The sequence below is a fragment of the Janthinobacterium sp. PAMC25594 genome (assembly GCF_019443505.1).
Taxonomy (GTDB): Bacteria; Pseudomonadota; Gammaproteobacteria; order Burkholderiales; family Burkholderiaceae_D; genus Janthinobacterium.
In genome coordinates this window covers 1,877,262-1,895,014 of sequence record NZ_CP080377.1, presented here as the reverse complement: position 1 = coordinate 1,895,014, position 17,753 = coordinate 1,877,262, and the positions used below count along the sequence as shown (strand labels likewise).

Genomic DNA, 17,753 nt, shown 5'->3' with positions numbered 1-17,753 from the left:
AGGAGAGAGATATGGCTTGGAAACAATTCCCCTATCCGGACGCAGCCTATGTCTATACGCCGCAGACCCTGGAAGCGGCCTGGGCGCGCCTGCATGCGGGCGATGTGGAACCGTTTCCCACGCACCCGGCGCTGGTGCAAGCCTGGCTGGCCTTCCACGCGGGCGACTTCGAACGCGCCGTGAAGCTGGGCCTGGCCGTCGGCGTGCCCGGCTATGCGGTGGCGCACAAGGCGACCTGCATCCATGCCACGCACCTGGAAGTGAACGACCGCCAGAAACTCGACATGTACGAGGAAGTGGCGGAGCGCTGCGAGCGCCAGCAGAGCGAACAGCCGGACAACCCGGCCGGCTACTACTGGCATGCCTATAGCCTGGGCCGCTACGCGCTGGGCACCTCCGTCGTCAAGGCCCTGGCGCAAGGCATGGGGGCGCGCGTGCGCAACAGCCTGGACCGCACGATGACGGTGGCGCCCATGCATGCGGAAGCGCATATTGCGTTTGGGATTTATCATACGGAAATTATCGACAAGGTCGGCGCCATGATCGGCAGCCTGACCTACGGCGCCAACAAGGAAGATGGCTATCAGCACTTCAAGACGGCGCTGGCCCTGACGCCGTATTCGGCGCTGGCGCACAGCGAATATGCGCGCGCGTTGAATATGCTCGACGGAAAGAAAAAGCTGGCGGAAGCGCTGGCCCTGTATGAAAAGGCGGCCGACTGCGCGGCACTGGACGCCAAGGAACGCCTCGAGGTCGAGGCGGCGATCGATGAATTGAAAGGGTAGGGATTACTGTGATCAAGGCTTTATGTGTGTACTGCGGCGCCAACGCGGGCGTCTCGCCCGACTATGCGGTGGCGGCGCGCGAACTGGCGCGCGTGCTGGTGGCGGAAAATATTTCGCTGGTGTATGGCGGCGGCAAGGTCGGCCTGATGGGCGTGATCGCCGATGAAGTGCTGCGCCTGGGCGGCGAGGTGACGGGCGTGATTCCCACCCAACTGGTTGAACGCGAAGTGGGCCACATGGGCTTGACGCGCCAGTTCATCGTGAAGGACATGCATGAGCGCAAGGCGATGATGGCCAGCCTGTCCGACGCCTTCATCGCCATGCCCGGCGGCTATGGCACCCTGGAAGAGCTGTTCGAGATGCTCACATGGGCCCAGCTGGGCTTGCACGCCAAGCCCATCGGCTTGCTCAATGTCGACCGTTTCTATGATGGCTTGATTGCTTTCGTGCAAAACGGCAAGGAACAGGGCTTCATCCGCCCGCAGCACGCGGCCTTCCTCAATGCCGACGCCGATCCCGCAGCGCTGGTGCAACGCCTGAAGGAGTGCGCGCCGCAGTAAGATCTTGAGCTCCGCGCCTCACGACCACAGGCGCTGGCCTGACAGGTCGAGCTGGGTCAGGTACAGGCGCACGTCGAATTCGTACTGGTGGTATTGCGGTTCCATATACGTGCACAGCTTGTAGAACGGCTTGTCGTGCTGCTTTTCTTTTACATGCGCCAGTTCGTGCACGGCGATCATGCGCAGGAATTCCAGCGGCACTTCCTTGAACATGGTGGCCACGCGGATTTCATGCTTGGCCTTGAGCTTGCCGCCCTGCACGCGCGAGATCGAGGTATGCAAGCCCAGCGCATGCTGGATCACGTGGATCTTGCTGTCGAACGCCACTTTGTTGATGGGTTCGGCATTGCGCAAGAATTCATTCTTCAAGTCTTGCACGTACTGGTACAACGCCTTGTCGTTGCGCACATCGTGCGCGTTCGGGTAGCGTTTTAACAGGACTTCGGCCAGCTTGTCCTGCGCGATCAGTTGTTGCACTTGCGCTTGCGTTTGTTCGGAATAGGCGCTCAGGTATTTCAGGGATGGCTGCATGCGGGGAAGGGCGGGGCGGGGCGCGAATGTGTCAGTAAGGCGAGAATGTACCATACCGCCGCGCCCCGCGCTGTGCCAGCCCCGGCACGGGGCTGCCAGGGCCGCCCCGTGCCGTCGTCAAGCCGCGTGCCAGATCAGCCAGGTCAGCCCTTGTCGTCTTCGTCCTTGTTGCCCTGCCGGCCAGCCTTCGACTGTTGTTGCTCGGCGCCGCCGCCGCGTGCCGCCGTGCTGCCGCGGCTTTCATTGGCGCGCTGGGCCGATTGCCGGCTTTCGCCGCCCTTGCGGCCGATTTCCGCCATGTGTTCGCGGTTGCGGCTGACGGCTTCGCCGCCTTTCTGTCCGGCCCGGCGTGCTTCTTCCGAGTCGAATTCATGCGCCGTGCCCTTTTGATGGGCTGCCTGACCGCCCTTGCTGGCGATTTCGCGTTGCTGCTCTTCGTTCATGGCGGCGAAACCGCGCTTGCTCGTGCCTTTGGCGCTGCCCGCTTCGCCGGCTTTCTGGCTGCTGCCAGCGCCCTTGCCCTGTTCATTACCTTGATTGCTAGCCATGTCGCTCTCCTTGCTGTCGAGTGGGGGTGTTCAATGTGCCTGATCGGATTGCCGGCTGCTCTCGCGGCCGCGGGCTACACCGTCGCTGCGGCCCGTGGCGTGCATTTTTTCGATCATGTCACGCTGGCGCTGCGTGGCTTTTTCTGTTTCTTCGGCCGTCTTGCGCACCACTTCGTCAGCGAAGGCCACGGCCGTGCGGCTTGTTTCGGGCAGGTGGTTCTCTGCCGTGCGGTTCATCTCGACATTGGCGCTGGCGACGAGATTGCCGAGTTGCTGCTGGTATTGGCGCAGCTTGTTGCTGCCCGGCTGCAACTGGGCGGCGGCCAGCGACATGAACTCGCCCGTGTCGCGCGCAGACAGCAGTTGCTGGCTGGCGTTGCTCCATTCCTGCAGCAAGTCTTGCGCCAGCCGCAGATGCAGCTCGCTCAGTTGCTGCGCCGTATCGAACAGCTTGCGCGATAGTTCTGTGGCGAAATTGCACTGGGCCTCCAGGTGGGACTTCAGGGCGGGGCTGAGACTGGGGGAAATACTGTTTGTGAACATGTTCTACCTCAATGAAAATCTGGTCCGAGAAACACCCGGTGTACCGGATGCGACGTGTGCTGAAACAAGCAAAGAGATAGACGCCGGACGGCGTGCCAGGTTCCACGCGGGAGGCGGGTTTGGCGCGAGAATGGTGCCTGGCAGATGGAAAAACGCGATGGCTTTGTGCCAGATCAAAGGAACGTCAATCTGCTTGCCGCTGCGGGCAGCCACGCTGCTTGTGTGGAAAATGCAGGTTTACAGGCCCGGCCGTGCGACAATAGCCGGCTCGCGGCAGCGCAGCCGATGGCCGGCGCGCGTGGCTGAGCCGAGCATAGCCCTATTTTTTGCCTTATTCCGCGACCATGACGCATCCCGAATATATCCTGACCCTGTCCTGCCTGGACCAGCGCGGCATCGTGCACCGCGTGTCCGGCTTTCTGGCCGAACACGGCTGCAACATCCTCGATTCCGCCCAGTTCGGCGACCAGGAATCCCAGCTGTTCTTCATGCGCGTGCATTTCGCGCTGGAAGACGGCGCCGTCAGCGACGCCCAGTTGCGCAGCGACTTCGCCGACCTGTCGCAAGTCATGCAGCTCAATGGCCAATTCCATGGCCAATTGCACGATGCACGCGTCAAGCCGCGCGTCATGCTGATGGTGTCGAAGATCGGCCATTGCCTGAACGATTTGCTGTTCCGCTACAAGAGCGGCTTGCTGAACGTGGAAATCCCCGCCATCGTCTCGAACCACATGGAGTTCTACCAGCTGGCGGCCAGCTACAATATTCCCTTCCACCACCTGCCGCTGGCGGCCGGTGCGCCGGAAGCGGCCAAGCTGGCGCAGGAAGCGAAGATCATCGAGCTGATGGACACGCACAAGATCGACCTGGTGGTGCTGGCGCGCTACATGCAAATCCTGTCGCCCGGCCTGTGCCAGGCGCTCGACGGCCGCGCCATCAATATCCACCATTCCTTCCTGCCCAGCTTCAAGGGCGCCAAGCCGTATGCGCAGGCGCACCACCGCGGCGTCAAGCTGATCGGCGCGACGGCCCATTTCGTCACGGGCGACCTGGACGAAGGCCCGATCATCGAGCAGGATGTCGAGCGCGTCGACCATGCGATGGATGCCGACACCCTGACGGCCATCGGCCGCGACGTCGAGTGCGTGGTGCTGGCGCGCGCCGTGAAATGGTTCGTTGAGCACCGCATCCTGAAAAATGGCGACAAGACGGTGGTTTTCCGCTGATACCGACTTCACTATTCACTTTACCGAGACAGAAACACGATGGCCCTCAAAGCAACAATTTTCAAAGCCGATCTGCAGATCGCCGACATGGACCGCAATTACTACCAGGATCACGCGCTTACCCTGGCGCGCCACCCGTCCGAAACGGATGAGCGCATGATGGTGCGCCTGCTGGCGTTCGCCATCCACGCCGACGAGGCGCTGACCTTCACCAAGGGCTTGTTCGACACGGAAGAGCCCGACCTGTGGCAGAAGGACCTGACGGGTGCCATCCAGTTGTGGATCGAAGTGGGCCAGCCCGACGAAAAGCGCATCCTGAAGGCGTGCGGGCGTTCGGAACAGGTCATCGTGTATAGCTACGGCGCAACCAGCCACATCTGGTGGAAGCAGATCGCCAACAAGCTGGAACGGGCGAAGAACTTGACCGTCATCAACCTGCCATCCGAGGCGGCGCAAGACATGAGCAAGCTGGCACAGCGCAACATGCAGCTGCAATGCACGATCCAGGATGGCCAGATCTGGCTGACCGACAGCGTCAACACGGTCTTGATCGACCGCGAACCGGTGAAGCCGGCGCGCTGATGTTGACTGTTTGAAACGCAAAAAGCCCGGATCGCTCCGGGCTTTTTGCGTTGCGCCGCCGCTTTTATGGAGCCGCGTCTTCGTCATTGCTGACGATCACCAGCAACTGCGCCTGCTGTGCGCCGATGCTGCGCGTGCGATGCGGAATCAGGGCGTTGAAATACACGGAGTCGCCCGTGTGCAACTGCACGGTTTCCTGGGGGAATTCGATTTCAATCGTGCCCTGGTGCACGAACAGGAATTCCTCGCCGGCATGTTCCTTGAAGGCGGAGGCGACGAAATCGGGCGCCGGATAGACCATGAAGGGCAGCATTTTCTTCGGTGCCACGCCGGCCGCGATGCTGGCGAAATGCGGCAGCGGCGGCATCGCCCCCGCGCTGGCCGGATCGTCGGCGCGCGTGATGGTGACGGCCGCCTGCCGGTGGCTGTCGCTGAACAGCTGCTCCACATCCACCTGCATCGCGTGCGACAGTTTCAGCGCCACGGCGATCGAGGGCACGCTCAGGCCCCGCTCCACCTTGGACAGGTAACTCTTCGTCAAGCCGCTTTTTTCCGCCAGCTGTTCCAGGGTCCAGCCCTTGTGTTTTCTCAGCAGTTTCAGACGCATAGCCATGGTTGCATCGGTCGATTTTAAAAAACTATTGTACCTCATGACACAAAGTGTCCTAAAATACACTCAGTTTCCTTGGATTGGGTTGCGCGGCCACTGCCGTGCATGCCGGGAAGCGTAGTCAGCATGAGTGAAGGAAAGACGATGCAGCAAAATACTCCGTATGAAGTGGCCGCCCCGGGCGCCAGCCTGGCCTTGTCGAAAGACGCGCTGGTGGCCATCGCCGAGCGGCGCCTGGCCAGCGTCACGCAGGACAGCCCGTGGTCGGCGCGGCAAACCCTGGCGCTGTCCTGCCGCATCCTGTTCGATGGCGGGCATGATTCCGGCCTGGCAGGGCAGATCAGCTGCCGTGGTGGCCAGGACGGCACGTTTTACACGCAACAGCTGGGCCTGGGCTTCGATGAAATCACGGCCAGCAACCTGATCGAGGTCGACCACGACCTGCGCGTGGTGCACGGCGAGGGCATTCCCAACCCGGCCAACCGTTTCCACAGCTGGATCTACCGCCAGCGCCCGGACGTGGCCTGCATCATCCACACGCATCCCACGCATGTGGCGGCGCTGTCGATGCTGGAGCAGCCGCTGATCGTGTCACACATGGATACCTGCCCCCTGTTCGACGATTGCGCCTTCCTGCCCTCGTGGCCGGGCGTGCCGGTAGGCAATGAAGAGGGCGAGATCATCGCCAGCGCCCTGGGCGACAAGCGCGCCATCCTGCTGGCCCATCACGGCCAGCTGGTGGTGGGCCGCACGGTGGAAGAGGCGTGCATGCTGGCCTTGCTGATGGAACGGGCAGCCCGCCTGCAATTGCTGGCCATGGCCGCCGGCACCATCCTGCCGCTGCCGCCGGCCCTGGCGCGCGAGGCGCACGACTGGATTTCTACGGCGCGGCGCGACAGCGTGACCTTCGCCTATTACGCGCGGCGCGCCCTGCGCCAGCATGCCGATTGCCTGGCTTAACGACATACACTGGAGGACACCACATCATGCAAACCTTATTTCAAGGCATCATTGCCTACCCTGTCACCCCGTTCATGGCCGACGGCGGCGACGTCGACTTGCCGCGCCTGCAGCAACTGATCGAGCGCCTGATCGCCGACGGCGTGCACAGCATCGCCCCGCTGGGCAGCACGGGCGAGAGCGCCTACCTGCAGGATGGGGAATGGGATGCCGTCGCCGCCACCTCGCTGGCCGCCGTCGCCAGGCGCGTGCCCACGGTGGTGGGCATTTCCGACCTGACCACGGCGGGCGCCATGCGCCGCGCCCGCTTTGCGGAAAAGCAGGGCGCCGACGCCGTGATGGTCTTGCCGGTGTCGTACTGGAAATTGAGCGAGGAAGAAATCGTGCGCCACGTGGCGCGCATCGGCGCTGCCGTGGGTATTCCGATCATGCTGTACAACAATCCGGCCACCAGCGGTATCGACATGTCGCCCGAGTTGATCGTGCGCATCTGGCGCGAGGTGCCGAATGTGACGATGGTCAAGGAAAGCACGGGCGACGTTCAGCGCATGCACCGGCTGGCGCAGCTGAGCGGGGGCGAGTTGCCGTTCTACAACGGCAGCAACACCCTGGCCTTCGCCGCGCTGGCGGCCGGCGCCCGCGGCTGGTGCACGGCCGCGCCGAACCTGCATGCGGGCTTGCCGCTGGCCCTGTATGCGGCCGTGCAGGCGGGCGACTTGCCGCGCGCGCGCGAACTGTTCTTCCAGCAATTGCCATTGCTGCAATGCCTGATGAAAGGGGGCTTGCCGCCCACCGTCAAGGCGGGCCTGGCGCTGCGGGGCTTTGATGTGGGTACGCCGCGAGCGCCGCTGCAGCCGCTGGGCGAGGCGGCCACGCGCGAGCTGGCCGCCGTGCTGGCCAGCCTGACGGCCTAATTCGGCGCGGCACCCAGGCGCTTGATGCTGCTTGAGCGCTGCATGCTGCGGCTGATGCGCGGATCGCCGTAGTAGCTCACTTCGCCCGAGCCGCCGATGCTGATGCTCAGGTCATCCTTGGCCCATACTTGCGCCTCGCCCGAGCCGCCGATGCTCACCTGCACCTCGCGCGCGGCCAGGCGGCCCGCCTGGATATTACCCGAGCCGCCGACCGAGGCCGTCAGCTGTTCCGTCTTGCCGCTGGCCTTGAAGTTGCCGCTGCCGCCGATGGAAATGGAGGTCATGCGGCTGTCGAGGTCGCGCGCATCGATGGAGCCGGAACCGCCCACGTCGAAGCGCAGCTTCTCGGCGCGCAAGCCCGTCGCCGTGATGCTGCCCGAGCCGCCCACGCTGATGCGTTCCACCTGGCGCGCCTGGATGACGATGGTCAGGTTGCTCTGGCGGAAAAACGTATTGCGCCTGGCGGGGCGAATGCGCAAGGTGCCGTTTTCCACCACCGTCTCGATCAGCGGCAGGATATTGTCGTCGGCCTCGATGGTGATGCTGTCCGTGTTGCCAATGCGCAATTCGACCGTGCCCGGCACGTTCAGCGCCACGGCATGGAAACTGCCCACTTCGCGCGTCTGCTTTTGCAGCTTGCCGCTGCCCTGGATGCTGTTGCCAGAGATCCAGTCGAGCGGCGACGCCAGCGCCGGTGCGGCCGGGATGGCCAGGGCGCAGACGGCCAGCAGCAGGGCGGTGGCGGCACCAGCGTGGCGGCGGTGGCGCGGGTGGAAAAGTGGCTGTGTCATTCTTGCTCCCTGTTTTGAATTGGACTGCAGGCATGGTATGCCAGCCGGTGGCGCCTGCGAACCGCGCTGCGACAGACTGCGCCGGCAGCGGCATGGAATGCAGGAGGATGCGACAGGATGGCATGAGGTATCATGCCGGTATTGGACATACGACGAGCGGTACGCGCCGCTCACACTACTGGAATTACATGCTGATCATCACCATCAAACAGGGCAAGGAAAAGAGCTTGCTGGGCCAATCGTGGATTTACGCGTCCGCGATTGAAAAAGTCGAAGGCAAGCCGCAGGAAAAAATGAAGCCCGGCTCGACGGCCATCGTGCAAAGCTCGTCGAAGCAATTCATCGCCCGCGCCGCCTACAATTCGAAGTCGCAGATCCGCGCGCGCATCTGGAGCTTCAAGGAAGACGAACCGGTCGACCACGCGCTGATCAAGCGCCGCGTCAAGGCCGCCATCGAGAAAAAGCTGCCGGCTATCAAGAAGGCGGGCGAGAACCAGCTGTTGACCCTGATCAAGGGCGAAGACGAGGGCTTGCCGGGCCTGGTGGTACAGCTGTTTGGCGGCGTGCAAGGCTATCTGATCTGCGAATTCAACGCCGGCGGCGTCGACGCGTGGAAAGTGGCCATCGTGCAATCGCTGATGGCTTCCACGGGCTGTGCGAACGTGTATGAGCGCTGCGATGACCTGATGCGCAAGGGCGAAGGCTTGCCCCTGATCGACGGCGCCCTGGCCGGCGAGGAGCCGCCCGATGAAGTCATGCTGACGGACAACGGCGTGCGCTATGCGCTGGACTTGAAAACGGGGCACAAGAGCAAGTTCCGCTGAGAGCGGTTGCCTGACAAGTAAAAAGCCGGCGCGAGCCGGCTTTTTCATGTCTGCTACTCCAGCGGCACGCTGCGGTACTTGTTTACTTCCAGCGCCGACACCGCCGGCGCATCATTGCCCCACGACGCGCGCAGATACGTCACCACGGCCGCCACTTCCGCATCATCCATGACGGGGCCGAACGGCGGCATGCCGTAGGGGCGCGGGTTGCCGCTGGTGCCGGGCGCAAAGCCGCCGTTGAGCACGAGGCGGATGGCGTTCACGGCCGAGTCCGTCGTCAGCGCGCGGTTGCCGGCCAGCGGCGGGTAGCCGGGCGGCACGCCCTTGCCGTCGGCCTGGTGGCAGCTCGCGCATTGCGCCTCATACAGTTTCGCGCCCAGCGCCAGTTGCTGCCGGGCTTGCTCCGACGTGTCGCGCGGCGCCTTTTTCGACGGCTGCGCGGGGGCGGGCAGGCTTTTCAGGTACACGGCCATCGCCTGCACGTCGGTGGTGCCCATGTGCTGCAAGCTTTGTCGCACCACCTCGGCCATGGGACCGAAGACGGTGGCGCGCGGCGAGACGCCCGTTTGCAGCAATTCCACGATATGCGCCGTGTCCCAGTCGCCCAGGCCCGCTTCCGCGTCCGACGTCAGCGAGGGCGCATACCAGCCCAGCACGGGGATCAGGCCGCCGGACAGGCCGTCGTCGCTGCCGCCCAGGGTGGTGCGGCTGCTATGGCAGGCGCTGCAGTGGCCCAGGCCCTGCACCAGGTAGGCGCCGCGGTTCCACTCCATGCTTTTACTGGTGAGCGGCTGGTACACGCCCGGCTTGAAATACAGCGCGCGCCAGGCGGCCAGCGCGATCTGCTGGTTGTAGGGGAAGCGCAGCGCGTGCGGCGCGTTCGCTTGCCGGTGCGGCGGCACGCTCTGGAAATACGCGTACAGAGCGTCGCTGTCCTCGCGCTGCACCTTGGTGTAGCTGGTGTACGGAAAGGCCGGATATAGCAGCCGGCCATCTTTCGACTTGCCGTTGTGGATGGCGCGCCAGAAATCGTCTGCCGTCCAGCTGCCGATGCCCGTTTCCCTGTCGGCCGTGAGGTTGGGCGAGAGCACCTTGCCGAACGGCGTCTGCAAGGCCCGTCCGCCCGCGTAGGGCACGCCGCCGCGCGTCGTGTGGCAGGCCATGCAATCGCCGGCCTTGGCCAGGTAGGCGCCGCGCGCGACCAGCTGTTGCTGGCTCAGGGTGCTGGCAACGGCGGGCGGGCCGATGTCGTCGTCCGGGTACAGCAGGAACTTGGCGCTCCCGCCGGCGATCAGCACCAGGCCGGCCGCGATCATCCATTTCTTCATGGCGCCACCTGCGCGGCAGAACCCGGCACGCCGCCGCAGTGCAGCGGCAGGGGCAGGGTGATGCCGCTGGCGGGGCGCGCGTCGGCGCTGGCCACTTGCGTGCCCAGCCAGGCCGAGACGGCGCCCACGTCCGCATCCGACAGGCGCTGCGCCACTTGCGCCATGCAGTCGGGCGCATGGGCGCGGCGGATGCCGTTCTTCCAGGCGCCCAGCTGGGCGTTGATGTAGTCGCGTGGCAAGCCCAGCAAGCCGGGGATGGCGGGCGCCACGCCGGCCAGCTTCTCGCCATGGCAGGCGATGCAGGCGGGAATCTTTTTCCCGCTGTCGCCGTGCAGCACCAGCTGTTTGCCGCGCGCCAGGGCTGTCGTGCCGGCGTTGCTGGGCTGGCCCGGCGGCGGGGCAGGGTGTTGCGCCGCAAAATACTCGGCGATTTCGCGCAGGTAATCGTCCGGCAAGTGCTCGACCATGTAGTTCATCATCGGATACTGGCGCCTTCCCTCGCGGAAATTGAGCAGCTGGTTGTACAGGTAGCCGGCCGGCTTGCCGGCGATGCGGGGAAAGAAGGCGTCGTGGCGTTCCTTCGGCGCATGGCAGGCCGTGCACGCCTTGATGCGCTGTTCCAGGCTGTCGTGGCCGGCCGGCACGCTGGCCGGTGCGGCCAGCGCCATGCCGGGCAAGGCGCAAGCCAGGGCCAGCACCAGCACGAGGGGGGAATGCGGTAGCATGGAGAGTTGCATGGGAAAAATCACCTGTCTCATCGGTCGATATGGCGTGCCGGTGTTGCTGCCCGGATGTTGTTACCCTAGCATATAACGGGCGCTGTCACTGTGACAGGATCAGTTGTGTAATAAAAATACGGATCAGTTTGAGGAGCAAGGTTGAAACGATATGAGGAATTGGCGGAAGAAGTCGCCGCCATGATCAGCACGCAGCTGTTGCTGCCTGGTGACAAGTTGCCTTCCGTGCGCCAGCAGCATGCGCGGCGCGGCGTGAGCCCGTCGACGGTGTTCCAGGCCTATTATTTGCTCGAAGCGCGCGGCATGATCGTCTCGCGTCCCCGCTCCGGCTATTACGTGGCGCCGCAGCGCGCTGCATTGGCGCCTGAGCCGGACAGTTCGCGCCCGCTCGACGCCAGCACCACCGTCGATGTCAGCGACCTCGTGTTCGAGGTGCTGGGCGCCGTCGGCGCGCGCGATATCGTGCCGTTCGGCTCGGCGTTTCCCAGTCCGCATCTGTTCCCGATGGAACGGCTGGCGCGGGCCGTGTCGGCCAGCATGCGCCGCCTCGATCCGTGGAGCACGGTCACGGATTTATCCCTGGGCAATGCGGAATTGCGCCGCCAGATCGCGCTGCGCTACCAGCTCGACGGCGTGCTCGTGTCCAGCGACGACATTGTCATCACGAATGGCGCGCTGGAAGCGCTGAACCTGTGCCTGCAAGCCGTCACGCGGCCCGGAGACACGGTGCTGATCGAGTCGCCCAGCTTCTATGCCTGTTTGCAGGCGCTGGAGCGGCTGGAACTCAAGGCGGTGGAAATTGCCACCAGCCCGCGCGACGGCGTCGACCTGGCGGCGCTGGAAGAGTTGCTGCAACGCCACCAGCCCAAGGCGTGCTGGCTGATGACGAGTTTCCAGAACCCGCTGGGCAGCCTGATGCCGCCGGAAAAGAAACGCGCACTGGTGGAACTGCTGGCGCGCCATGGCGTGCCGCTGATCGAAGATGACGTGTATGGCGAGCTGTATTTCGGCAAGCAGCGCCCCGGCTTGACGAAAAGCCATGACAGCGCGGGCATGGTCATGCATTGCAGCTCGTTTTCGAAGACCCTGGCACCCGGTTTCCGCCTGGGCTGGGCCGTGGCGGGCCGCCATGCGCGCCAGGTCGAGCGCCTGAAGCTGACGACGAGCCTGTCGGCGCCGATACCGCTGCAGATGGCGCTGGCCGATTACCTGGCGCACGGCGGCTACGACCGCCATTTGCGCCAGTTGCGGCTGACCCTGGCGGCGCAGCAAAACACCATGCTGCAAGCCATCGCCGTGCATTTTCCGCCCGGCACGCGGGTCACGCGGCCGCAGGGCGGCTATTTCGTCTGGGTGGAAATGCCGGTGGGCATCGATGCGCTGGCCTTGCACCGCAGCGCGCTGGCGGCCGGCATCAGCATCGCGCCCGGTCCCATCTTTTCCGCCACGCGCGCGTTTCGCCATTGCATCCGTCTCAATTACGGCCACCCGTGGAGTCCGCAGCTGGAAGAAGCCATCGCCACGCTGGGGCGGCTGGCGTTGGCGGCGGCAAGCGCCGCATGAAAAAAGTCCCTTGCGGCAGCAAGTGTTTCATTTCAAAAAGAAATATTACTGTTATATTGATGTATCTATAACTAATGATGGGAATGATAATGGATAACACGCAGCCGGAAGTGGGTCGTACGCAAGATACGACGATCGCCATCCTGTCCCATATTGGCGGCCTGTTCACCAGATGGGTGGCGCCGCTGATCATTTATTTGATCAAGAAGGATGATGCGGATAAATTTTCGGCTGAGAACGCCCGCGAAGCGCTGAATTTCCAGATCACCCTGATCATCTGGTACGTCGTCTGCTTTATCCTGACTTTCGTCATCATCGGCATTTTTATGTTCTGGCTGGTGGCGCTGGGCAATCTGGTGTTTTCCATCATTGCCGCCGTCAAGGCCAGCAATGGCATCACTTACCGTTATCCCTTGACCTTGCGCCTCGTCAAATAAGCTTGCCTCGGCCGCCGGGTTTCATCCCGGACGGCCGGGCAGGACCAGGAAGGCGGCAAAGTCGGGCGCCACCGTGCTGGTGGCGCCTGTTTCGTGCGACCACAGCACGACCACCGGCTCACCGGTGGGCCCCGTTTGCGCATAATCAAAACAATAGTAATCGCCTGTGCCGAACTGGGCAAAGGGCAGCAGGGCGCTGGCATCGCTGTCGTTCGCGCCCACATTCTCCAGCCATTCCTGCCAGCTCGTGCGGTAATGGCGCTCTATCGATTCCCACGTCTTGCGCGCATAGTCCGCGTCGTAGACGGGAAACACGCTCAAGGCGCCCAGCGCGCGGCCATTGTTGACCAATAACCATTGCACGTAGGACAGGGGCAGCGTTCGCCCCAGTGCCTGTTCGGCGGCGGCGATCGCGTCAGGCGTGGTGCCGATGGACTTGCTCTTGCTCATGTTGCAGGAAGGTGCCCGGCTCAGGCGGCGATAGGCGGCGGGACAGGCGGCGTGCTGGCGCGCGGGGCTTTTTGCGGCGCGACTTTACCGCCATCGGCGATCCAGCGGCGGTACACGCGCAGGGCCACTTGCGCATCGTCGGCCGCGTACAGGATCTGCTTTTCCGTCAGGCGCGAGGTGGCCCAGTTGGTGGTGGAGATCTTTTTCGATTTCTGCAGGTGCAGGCCGAAGAACTTGGCCACGGCCGTCTTGGCGCCCAGGTCGTTGCGCTGGCCGCCGCGCAGGGCGACGGACAGGTCCAGCACCTGCGCTGGCGCAATGCCCAGCTTGTTGCGCAGGCGCTTGACGTCGTCGGACAAACCAAAGCCCACCTTCAGGGTGGTGGTCGATTCGAGGATGGCCTTGAGTTCGGCCAGGGCCGGCGCCGGTGTGCTGCCCACCTGGAACAGGTAGGCGATGTCGTCGGTGGCCAGCTGGATCAGGTGCGGTCCCGTGGAGGACTCACCCTTGACGAACGTGGGCTTCGATTCCGTGTCGAAGCCGATGGCATCGGCGGCCAGCAGGGCGGCCATGGCTGCCCTGGCATCGTCACTGGTGCGTACCAGTTTGACGTGCTCGAGTGCAATGCCTTGATACGGGGGCAGTGGCGGTGCGGCAGCTGTGTCCATGAAACCGGATCAGCCTTTGCGCGAGAATTTCGCGGTCAGCTGATTCAGTTTTTCCAGGCGCAAACGGTTCGCTTCTTCGGCGGCGGCCGCGTCGCGTTCGGCTTTCTTGCGCTCGGCTTCTTTCTTGAAGCGCTGCTGCAATACTTGCGTGGCGTGGTCGCGGTGGGTTTGCGTCACTTCCGCGCCGGCCGTGCCGTCGAGGTCGTAGCGGATCTTGGCTTTTTCCATCATGCGCAGGTAGCGCAGCGAACCCGTGTGGATGCCCAATGCCGTGCGCATCAGCTTGCGGTCCAGGTCCGGCAGGCGCGCCAGGATCTGCTTGTCGATACCGATCGACAAGGGCAGACAATCGCGGAATGGCGGGAATTGCTCCTGGAACTGCTTCAGCAGGGCGCGTGCGGTCAGGCCGGCAGGCGCCGGCGTGGTCGCTGCGGCCGGTGCCGCCGCTGGGGCTGCATCGACTGGCGTGTCAGGAGTGGTGGCTTGCTGGTCTGGCGTGGAGCTGGTCATCGACATCATTGGTTGGGCTATAAAAGGGGAGCATAGCACGCGCCACAGGCAAGTGCATTGTCTTTTTTGGCAACTTGCACAGAGATAAGCGGGTCCGTACTACAGTGCCCGCAGCGCGAAATGCGGGAAATGTGTATAATGTCGGCTTGCGCTGATGACTGGACCCCGTGTTTGACGGTCTGGCTCAGGTGGGCAGGGGATAGGAGCAGTGCGGTGCAGGGCCTCAATTATTAGTATTTTTGATATCGGATATTTTGCTTATCAATTATCCAGATAACTGGCCTTCGTGCATAATCTTGCTCTCCGCTGTGTCTTCACTGAAGAACAATAGATTCAAGCCCGTTCTGGTACGGGCTTTTTTTCATTCCGCAATGTACATCGCTTATTTATCTGATCCGGCTTCGGCCCCGCCGCCCTCATTACGGGATGCGCGGGCTTTGAGCGCCCTGATAAGCAGGCGCCGCTGCCGTTAACGGCAGCCGCAACAATACGCTCCATCGAGTCCGGTTTCGCAGGCTTAGGTGGAATCATTCACTTCGCGCCGACACCATCTGGTCTCGCATTAAGAGATATCTCATGAAGAATACGCCAAAAACTTTAACGTTGTCCGCCAAGGCGCCACGCCCAGCCGCGGCACCACTTGCCGTACCCAAAACGACTTTATCTTACTTCATCGATAATGCGCAAGACAATCCGGAAGCCACCGTCACGACGGCGCCCACCGTCGTGACGGTGGTCAAGAAAAGCCGTTCGCGCCTGGCCGCCGTGCCGCCGGCCGAGTCGGCTGCCGAAGCGCCAGCGGCGGCTGTCGAAGCCGTTGCCGAAGTGACCGAAGTGGCCGACGCTGCACCTGTCAAGACGCCGAGCGTGAAGATCGCCCCCGGCGCCAAGGCCCCGGCCGCGCCGCGCAAGATCAGCGAAAGCGCCGCCACGAATAAAGTGGTGACGGCAGCCCGTTCGAAAGTCGTGCGCGCCAAGCCTGAAGCGGCGCCCGTGACCATCATCACCGGCGCGCAAGTGGTCAGCAAGACCACGGACGCCGATGCCCTGGCCGCCATCGATACCTCGAATTACTTCTTGCCGACCGTCAAGGTGCCAGGCCGCCGTGGCCGCAAGCCAAGCGAATTCACGCCGGAAAACGATGAAGTGGCAGCACTGAACGCCGTCGAACGGGCCGAATTGAAGGCCGTGTCGAAAGCGCGCGATCGCAAGGCCAAGGGCGGTCTGGCCGATGCGCTGGGCGATCCGGAAGCGTCGGCAGCGGACCTGGAACGCCGCCGCAAGCAGATCACGGGCTTGATCAACATGGGCAAGGAACGCGGCTTCCTCACCTATGCCGAGATCAATGACCAATTGCCGGAAAACATCATCGACCCGGAAGCGATCGAAGGCATCATCGCCACCTTCAACGACATGGGTATCGCCGTCTACGAGCGCGCCCCTGACGCGGAAAGCTTGTTGTTGACCGACAACGTCGCCACCGTCACCAGCGACGATGAAGTGGAAGCGGCTGCCGCGACCGCCCTGTCGACGGTCGACTCCGACTTCGGCCGCACCACCGACCCCGTGCGCATGTACATGCGTGAAATGGGCGCCGTGGCGCTGCTGACGCGCGAAGGCGAGATCGAGATCGCCAAGCGCATCGAAGGCGGCCTGAAGGACATGATTCAGGCCATTTCCGCCTGCCCCACCACCATCGGCGAAATCGTCGCCTTGTCGCAAAAAATCGCGCGCGACGAAATCAAGGTCGATGAAGTGGTCGACGGCTTTGTCGACTTGAACGAAAGCAATGCCCCGGCACCCGCCGCCGCTCCCGCGCCCGCCGCCGCCAGCGGTGACGACGAGGAAGAGGAAGAAGAAGCCGAGGAAGAAGACGGCGACGCCAATGGCGGCGCGGCCGGTTTCTCCAGCGAACAGCTGGCCCAGCTGAAAAAGAATGCGTTGGAGAAATTCAACGTCATTTCGACGCAGTACGACAAGATGCGCAAGGCGCCCGAGGGCTACAACTCGAAAGCCTACATCAAGGCGCAGGAAGCCATTTCGCAGGAATTGTTGGGCATCCGCTTCACGGCCAAGGTCGTCGAAAAGCTGTGCGACACCCTGCGCGGCCAGATGGAAGAAGTGCGCCACATCGAGCGCGCCGTGCTGGAACTGTGCGTGAACAAATGCGGCATGCCGCGCGCCCACTTCATCAAGGTGTTCCCGGGCAATGAATGCGACCTGGAATGGGTCGACCGCGAAGTCGATTGCAAGTATCCGTACAGCGCCATCCTCAGCCGCAACGTGCCTGCCGTCAAGGAACTGCAAAAGAAGATGATCGACCTGCAAGCGCGCGTGGCACTGCCATTGGCTGACTTGCGCAAGATCAACAAGCAGATGGCCGCCGGCGAAAAGCGCGCGCGTCACGCGAAACGCGAAATGACGGTCGCCAACTTGCGTCTGGTGATTTCGATCGCCAAGAAATACATCAACCGCGGCTTGCAATTCCTCGATCTGATCCAGGAAGGCAACATCGGTCTGCTGAAGGCGGTCGATAAATTCGAATACCGTCGCGGCTACAAGTTCTCGACCTACGCCACCTGGTGGATCCGCCAGGCCATCACGCGTTCGATCGCCGACATGGCCCGCACCATCCGCGTGCCGGTGCACATGATCGAAACGATCAACAAGATGAACCGCATCTCGCGCCAGATCATGCAGGAAACGGGCAGCGAACCGGACCTGGCGACCCTGGCCGTCAAGATGGAAATGCCGGAAAACAAGGTGCGCGAAATCATGAAGATCGCCAAAGAGCCGATTTCCATGGAAACGCCGATGGGCGAAGATGGCGATTCGCAACTGGGCGACTTCATCGAAGACAACACGACTTTGGCGCCGCTGGACGCCGCGCTGCATGCGTCGATGCGCAACGTGATCAAGGAAGTGCTCGATTCCCTGACGCCGCGCGAAGCGAAAGTGCTGCGTATGCGTTACGGCGTGGAAATGTCGAACGACCACACGCTGGAAGAAGTGGGCAAGCAGTTCGACGTGACGCGCGAGCGCATCCGCCAGATCGAGGCGAAAGCCATGAGCAAGCTGCGCCAGCCTTCGCGTTCGGACAAACTCAAGACTTTCCTCACGCAAAACTAAGCGTAGGGCAAGCACACAAAAAAAGAGGCGCAAGCCTCTTTTTTTTCGTCCATCCGT

General features: G+C 63.0%; 20 protein-coding genes. 10 read left to right on the top strand and 10 right to left on the bottom strand.

Translation table 11 applies throughout. The annotated features are described in order from the left end of the window. Positions 1-11 precede the first annotated feature (11 nt). Both KY494_RS08340 and KY494_RS08335 read left to right on the top strand, forming a co-directional pair. Entirely contained in the window at positions 12-785 is a 774-nt protein-coding gene (locus KY494_RS08340) for a hypothetical protein (RefSeq protein WP_219890590.1), read from the top strand. A gap of 11 nt (positions 786-796) precedes the next feature. Then, positions 797-1,345: a TIGR00730 family Rossman fold protein gene (locus KY494_RS08335; protein WP_219891529.1), complete on the top strand. Its 549-nt coding sequence runs from the start codon at positions 797-799 to the stop codon at positions 1,343-1,345. A gap of 18 nt (positions 1,346-1,363) precedes the next feature. Here the strand turns inward: KY494_RS08335 and KY494_RS08330 are convergent, their stop codons facing one another. From KY494_RS08330 to KY494_RS08320, 3 genes are all read right to left on the bottom strand, one after another. Continuing rightward, entirely contained in the window at positions 1,364-1,876 is a 513-nt protein-coding gene (locus KY494_RS08330; protein WP_219890589.1) for a YgjP-like metallopeptidase domain-containing protein, read from the bottom strand. A gap of 143 nt (positions 1,877-2,019) precedes the next feature. After that, positions 2,020-2,424, bottom strand: a complete 405-nt coding sequence (locus KY494_RS08325) for a KGG domain-containing protein (RefSeq protein WP_219135627.1) — start codon at positions 2,422-2,424, stop codon at positions 2,020-2,022. Between the two features lie 30 nt (positions 2,425-2,454). Continuing rightward, positions 2,455-2,967, bottom strand: a complete 513-nt coding sequence (locus tag KY494_RS08320) for a phasin family protein (RefSeq protein WP_219890588.1) — start codon at positions 2,965-2,967, stop codon at positions 2,455-2,457. 344 nt (positions 2,968-3,311) lie between these two features. Between KY494_RS08320 and purU the strand changes: the two genes are divergently transcribed. Next, complete coding sequence (purU, locus tag KY494_RS08315; protein ID WP_219135625.1) at positions 3,312-4,193, top strand: formyltetrahydrofolate deformylase; 882 nt, start codon at positions 3,312-3,314, stop codon at positions 4,191-4,193. A 39-nt stretch (positions 4,194-4,232) separates the two neighbouring features. Continuing rightward, positions 4,233-4,775: a YaeQ family protein gene (locus KY494_RS08310; protein ID WP_034758748.1), complete on the top strand. Its 543-nt coding sequence runs from the start codon at positions 4,233-4,235 to the stop codon at positions 4,773-4,775. Between the two features lie 64 nt (positions 4,776-4,839). Here KY494_RS08310 and KY494_RS08305 read toward each other — a convergent pair whose 3' ends face one another. Beyond that, a complete protein-coding gene (locus KY494_RS08305; protein ID WP_219890587.1) occupies positions 4,840-5,388 on the bottom strand; it encodes a helix-turn-helix domain-containing protein in 549 nt (182 codons plus the stop codon). 141 nt (positions 5,389-5,529) lie between these two features. Here KY494_RS08305 and KY494_RS08300 point away from each other — a divergent pair, with 141 nt between their 5' ends. Both KY494_RS08300 and KY494_RS08295 read left to right on the top strand, forming a co-directional pair. After that, complete coding sequence (locus KY494_RS08300) at positions 5,530-6,345, top strand: aldolase (RefSeq protein ID WP_219890586.1); 816 nt, start codon at positions 5,530-5,532, stop codon at positions 6,343-6,345. A gap of 26 nt (positions 6,346-6,371) precedes the next feature. Then, positions 6,372-7,259, top strand: coding sequence for a dihydrodipicolinate synthase family protein (locus tag KY494_RS08295; protein WP_219890585.1), 888 nt, complete (start codon positions 6,372-6,374; stop codon positions 7,257-7,259). On the opposite strand, the gene KY494_RS08290 is transcribed toward KY494_RS08295, so the two are convergent. Further along, on the bottom strand, positions 7,256-8,050 hold the full coding sequence (locus tag KY494_RS08290) for a head GIN domain-containing protein (protein WP_219890584.1): 795 nt from the start codon (positions 8,048-8,050) through the stop codon (positions 7,256-7,258). The two genes, KY494_RS08295 and KY494_RS08290, sit on opposite strands and share 4 nt — an antisense overlap. A gap of 188 nt (positions 8,051-8,238) precedes the next feature. Here KY494_RS08290 and KY494_RS08285 point away from each other — a divergent pair, with 188 nt between their 5' ends. Further along, a complete protein-coding gene (locus KY494_RS08285; RefSeq protein WP_034758744.1) occupies positions 8,239-8,874 on the top strand; it encodes an SAM-dependent methyltransferase in 636 nt (211 codons plus the stop codon). A 53-nt stretch (positions 8,875-8,927) separates the two neighbouring features. Here the strand turns inward: KY494_RS08285 and KY494_RS08280 are convergent, their stop codons facing one another. Together KY494_RS08280 and KY494_RS08275 are read right to left on the bottom strand one after the other, a co-directional pair. After that, the gene (locus KY494_RS08280) at positions 8,928-10,202 is read right to left on the bottom strand and encodes a cytochrome c (protein ID WP_219890583.1); all 1,275 of its coding nucleotides are present in this window, start codon (positions 10,200-10,202) and stop codon (positions 8,928-8,930) included. Then, entirely contained in the window at positions 10,199-10,927 is a 729-nt protein-coding gene (locus KY494_RS08275; RefSeq protein WP_219890582.1) for a c-type cytochrome, read from the bottom strand. Before KY494_RS08275 ends, KY494_RS08280 begins: the two co-directional genes overlap by 4 nt. Before the next feature lie 153 nt (positions 10,928-11,080). On the opposite strand from KY494_RS08275, the gene KY494_RS08270 reads away from it, so the two are divergent. Beyond that, entirely contained in the window at positions 11,081-12,502 is a 1,422-nt protein-coding gene (locus tag KY494_RS08270; protein ID WP_219135618.1) for a PLP-dependent aminotransferase family protein, read from the top strand. Positions 12,503-12,591: 89 nt separating this feature from the next. Further along, a complete protein-coding gene (locus KY494_RS08265) occupies positions 12,592-12,939 on the top strand; it encodes a DUF4870 domain-containing protein (RefSeq protein WP_219890581.1) in 348 nt (115 codons plus the stop codon). A gap of 21 nt (positions 12,940-12,960) precedes the next feature. Here KY494_RS08265 and KY494_RS08260 read toward each other — a convergent pair whose 3' ends face one another. Genes KY494_RS08260 through KY494_RS08250 form a run of 3 tightly spaced genes read right to left on the bottom strand, consistent with a single transcriptional unit; the run spans position 12,961 to position 14,576 of the window. After that, a complete protein-coding gene (locus tag KY494_RS08260) occupies positions 12,961-13,389 on the bottom strand; it encodes an SMI1/KNR4 family protein (protein WP_219890580.1) in 429 nt (142 codons plus the stop codon). A 20-nt stretch (positions 13,390-13,409) separates the two neighbouring features. Continuing rightward, positions 13,410-14,057 (bottom strand): 3'-5' exonuclease, encoded by a 648-nt coding sequence (locus tag KY494_RS08255; protein ID WP_219890579.1) that lies wholly within the window; start codon positions 14,055-14,057, stop codon positions 13,410-13,412. A 9-nt stretch (positions 14,058-14,066) separates the two neighbouring features. Further along, positions 14,067-14,576 (bottom strand): ProQ/FINO family protein, encoded by a 510-nt coding sequence (locus tag KY494_RS08250; RefSeq protein ID WP_219890578.1) that lies wholly within the window; start codon positions 14,574-14,576, stop codon positions 14,067-14,069. A gap of 567 nt (positions 14,577-15,143) precedes the next feature. Here KY494_RS08250 and rpoD point away from each other — a divergent pair. Beyond that, on the top strand, positions 15,144-17,696 hold the full coding sequence (gene rpoD / locus KY494_RS08245) for an RNA polymerase sigma factor RpoD (protein WP_219890577.1): 2,553 nt from the start codon (positions 15,144-15,146) through the stop codon (positions 17,694-17,696). Positions 17,697-17,753 lie beyond the last annotated feature (57 nt).

What these genes read in the sequence shown, in the direction of transcription:
- KY494_RS08255 (WP_219890579.1), bottom strand. Translation starts at nt 14,057, where the DNA reads ATGGACACAGCTGCCGCACCGCCACTGCCCCCGTATCAAGGCATTGCA.
- KY494_RS08290 (WP_219890584.1), bottom strand. Translation starts at nt 8,050, where the DNA reads ATGACACAGCCACTTTTCCACCCGCGCCACCGCCGCCACGCTGGTGCC.
- KY494_RS08320 (WP_219890588.1), bottom strand. Translation starts at nt 2,967, where the DNA reads ATGTTCACAAACAGTATTTCCCCCAGTCTCAGCCCCGCCCTGAAGTCC.
- KY494_RS08280 (WP_219890583.1), bottom strand. Translation starts at nt 10,202, where the DNA reads ATGAAGAAATGGATGATCGCGGCCGGCCTGGTGCTGATCGCCGGCGGG.
- KY494_RS08325 (WP_219135627.1), bottom strand. Translation starts at nt 2,424, where the DNA reads ATGGCTAGCAATCAAGGTAATGAACAGGGCAAGGGCGCTGGCAGCAGC.
- KY494_RS08330 (WP_219890589.1), bottom strand. Translation starts at nt 1,876, where the DNA reads ATGCAGCCATCCCTGAAATACCTGAGCGCCTATTCCGAACAAACGCAA.
- purU (WP_219135625.1), top strand. Translation starts at nt 3,312, where the DNA reads ATGACGCATCCCGAATATATCCTGACCCTGTCCTGCCTGGACCAGCGC.
- KY494_RS08305 (WP_219890587.1), bottom strand. Translation starts at nt 5,388, where the DNA reads ATGGCTATGCGTCTGAAACTGCTGAGAAAACACAAGGGCTGGACCCTG.
- rpoD (WP_219890577.1), top strand. Translation starts at nt 15,144, where the DNA reads ATGAAGAATACGCCAAAAACTTTAACGTTGTCCGCCAAGGCGCCACGC.
- KY494_RS08300 (WP_219890586.1), top strand. Translation starts at nt 5,530, where the DNA reads ATGCAGCAAAATACTCCGTATGAAGTGGCCGCCCCGGGCGCCAGCCTG.
- KY494_RS08260 (WP_219890580.1), bottom strand. Translation starts at nt 13,389, where the DNA reads ATGAGCAAGAGCAAGTCCATCGGCACCACGCCTGACGCGATCGCCGCC.
- KY494_RS08340 (WP_219890590.1), top strand. Translation starts at nt 12, where the DNA reads ATGGCTTGGAAACAATTCCCCTATCCGGACGCAGCCTATGTCTATACG.
- KY494_RS08250 (WP_219890578.1), bottom strand. Translation starts at nt 14,576, where the DNA reads ATGATGTCGATGACCAGCTCCACGCCAGACCAGCAAGCCACCACTCCT.
- KY494_RS08310 (WP_034758748.1), top strand. Translation starts at nt 4,233, where the DNA reads ATGGCCCTCAAAGCAACAATTTTCAAAGCCGATCTGCAGATCGCCGAC.
- KY494_RS08295 (WP_219890585.1), top strand. Translation starts at nt 6,372, where the DNA reads ATGCAAACCTTATTTCAAGGCATCATTGCCTACCCTGTCACCCCGTTC.
- KY494_RS08265 (WP_219890581.1), top strand. Translation starts at nt 12,592, where the DNA reads ATGGATAACACGCAGCCGGAAGTGGGTCGTACGCAAGATACGACGATC.
- KY494_RS08285 (WP_034758744.1), top strand. Translation starts at nt 8,239, where the DNA reads ATGCTGATCATCACCATCAAACAGGGCAAGGAAAAGAGCTTGCTGGGC.
- KY494_RS08275 (WP_219890582.1), bottom strand. Translation starts at nt 10,927, where the DNA reads ATGCTACCGCATTCCCCCCTCGTGCTGGTGCTGGCCCTGGCTTGCGCC.